This window comes from Anabaena sp. UHCC 0204 (assembly GCF_009711975.1).
GTDB lineage: Bacteria > Cyanobacteriota > Cyanobacteriia > Cyanobacteriales > Nostocaceae > Dolichospermum.
The window spans coordinates 1,788-4,642 of record NZ_VIKW01000083.1; the positions used below are offsets into that span (position 1 = coordinate 1,788).

At 51.2% G+C, this 2,855-nt stretch carries 1 rRNA gene; it reads left to right on the plus strand.

The features are described from left to right. Positions 1–20 precede the first annotated feature (20 nt). Positions 21–2,854, plus strand: a 23S ribosomal RNA gene (locus tag FJR04_RS25690). The last annotated feature ends 1 nt before the right edge of the window (position 2,855 follow it).

Here is a 2,855-nt window from a genome sequence, read left to right on the forward strand (position 1 = left end):
ATGTGGATGCAAAGAAAAGTGGTCAAGCTAATAAGGGCTAATGGTGGATACCTAGGCACACAGAGGCGAAGAAGGACGTGGTTACCGACGAAATGTTCCGGGGAGTTGGAAGCAAACTAAGAGCCGGAAATATCCGAATGGGGCAACCCTATGTACTACCTGTTGAATATATAGACAGGAAAGAGCCAACCCAGCGAACTGAAACATCTTAGTAGCTGGAGGAAGAGAAATCAAACTAGAGATTCCCTAAGTAGTGGTGAGCGAAAGGGGAAAAGCCTAAACCAAAGGGTTTACCTTTTGGGGTAGTGGGACAGCGATATCGAATCCCGGAGACTAGACGAAACAGCTAAATACTGTACCAGAGGGGGTGAAAGTCCCGTAATCGAAAGTCAAAGGATAGTAGCTGAATCCCGAGTAGCATGGAGCACGAGGAATTCCATGTGAATCAGCGAGGACCACCTCGTAAGGCTAAATACTACTGTGTGACCGATAGTGAACAAGTACCGCGAGGGAAAGGTGAAAAGAACCCCGGAAGGGGAGTGAAATAGAACATGAAACCATAAGCTTACAAGCAGTGGGAGTCCGATTTAACGGATGACCGCGTGCCTGTTGAAGAATGAGCCGGCGACTTATAGGCACTGGTAGGTTAAAGCGAGAATGCTGGAGCCAAAGGGAAACCGAGTCTGAAGAGGGCGATAAATCAGTGTTTATAGACCCGAACCCTGGTGATCTAACCATGTCCAGGATGAAGCTTGGGTAACACCAAGTGGAGGTCCGAACCGACCGATGTTGAAAAATCGGCGGATGAGGTGTGGTTAGGGGTGAAATGCCAATCGAACCAGGAGCTAGCTGGTTCTCCCCGAAATGTGTTGAGGCGCAGCGGTAATGGTTAAATTTGGGGGGTAAAGCACTGTTTCGGTGCGGGCTGGGAGACCGGTACCAAATCGAGACAAACTCAGAATACCCAGAAGAAGACATTGCCAGTGAGACAGTGGGGGATAAGCTTCATTGTCAAGAGGGAAACAGCCCAGACCACCAGCTAAGGTCCCCAAATCATCACTAAGTGATAAAGGAGGTGAGATTGCCTAGACAACTAGGAGGTTTGCCTAGAAGCAGCCACCCTTGAAAGAGTGCGTAATAGCTCACTAGTCAAGCGATCTTGCGCCGAAAATGAACGGGGCTAAGTGATGTACCGAAGCTGTGGGATTGATATTTAGGTATGAATCGGTAGGGGAGCGTTCCGTCGTAGGTAGAAGCAGTAGCGGCGAGCAGCTGTGGACGAAACGGAAGTGAGAATGTCGGCTTGAGTAGCGCAAATGTATGTGAGAATCATACACCCCGAAACCCTAAGGGTTCCAGAGCCAGGTTCGTCCACTCTGGGTTAGTCGGGACCTAAGGCGAGGCCGAACGGCGTAGTCGATGGACAAAGTGTCAATAGTCACTTACTAAGATATGGGAGCATAGTTAGGGACGCATAAAAGATAGCCATACCCTGATTGGTTTGGGAGGGGTTTACGAACTCCGAGTGGTGAAGGATAGTGCCAAGAAAAGCTGATTATGTGATGAACATATGTTACCCGTACCCGAAACCGACACAGGTAGGGAGGTTGAGAATACCAAGGGGCGCGAGATAACTCTCTCTAAGGAACTCGGCAAAATGGCCCCGTAACTTCGGAAGAAGGGGTGCCCACTGAAGAAGTGGGTCGCAGTGAAGAGATCCAGGCGACTGTTTACCAAAAACACAGGTCTCCGCAAACTCGCAAGAGGACGTATGGGGGCTGACGCCTGCCCAGTGCCGGAAGGTTAAGGAAGCTGGTCAGCGAAAGTAAAGCTGGCGACTGAAGCCCCGGTGAACGGCGGCCGTAACTATAACGGTCCTAAGGTAGCGAAATTCCTTGTCGGGTAAGTTCCGACCCGCACGAAAGGCGTAACGATCTGGATGGTGTCTCAGAGAGAGACTCGGCGAAATAGGAATGTCTGTGAAGATACGGACTGCCTGCACCTGGACAGAAAGACCCTATGAAGCTTTACTGTAGCCTGGAATTGTGTTCGGGCTTCGCTTGCGCAGGATAGGTGGGAAGCGGTGAATTATTCCTTGTGGGGAATAAGGAGCTAACGGTGAGATACCACTCTGGCGAAGCTAGAATTCTAACCCACGACCGTGAGCCGGTCGGGGAACAGTTTCAGGTGGGCAGTTTGACTGGGGCGGTCGCCTCCTAAAAGGTAACGGAGGCGCGCAAAGGTTCCCTCAGCACGCTTGGAAACCGTGCGACGAGTGTAAAGGCAAAAAGGGAGCTTGACTGCAAGACTGACAAGTCGAGCAGGTACGAAAGTAGGCCTTAGTGATCCGACGGCGCAGAGTGGAATGGCCGTCGCTCAACGGATAAAAGTTACTCTAGGGATAACAGGCTGATCTCCCCCAAGAGTCCACATCGACGGGGAGGTTTGGCACCTCGATGTCGGCTCATCGCAACCTGGGGCGGAAGTACGTCCCAAGGGTTGGGCTGTTCGCCCATTAAAGCGGTACGTGAGCTGGGTTCAGAACGTCGTGAGACAGTTCGGTCCATATCCGGTGCAGGCGTAAGAGTATTGAGAGGAGTCCTCCTTAGTACGAGAGGACCGGGAGGAACGCACCGCTGGTGTACCAGTTATCGTACCAACGGTAAACGCTGGGTAGCCAAGTGCGGAGAGGATAACCGCTGAAAGCATCTAAGTGGGAAGCCCACCTCAAGATGAGTACTCTCACTACAAAAAGTAGGTAAGGTCACGGGCAGAACACCCGTTAATAGGCTCTAAGTGGAAGTGCAGTAATGTATGTAGCTGATGAGTACTAATAGACCGAGGGCTTGACCTCT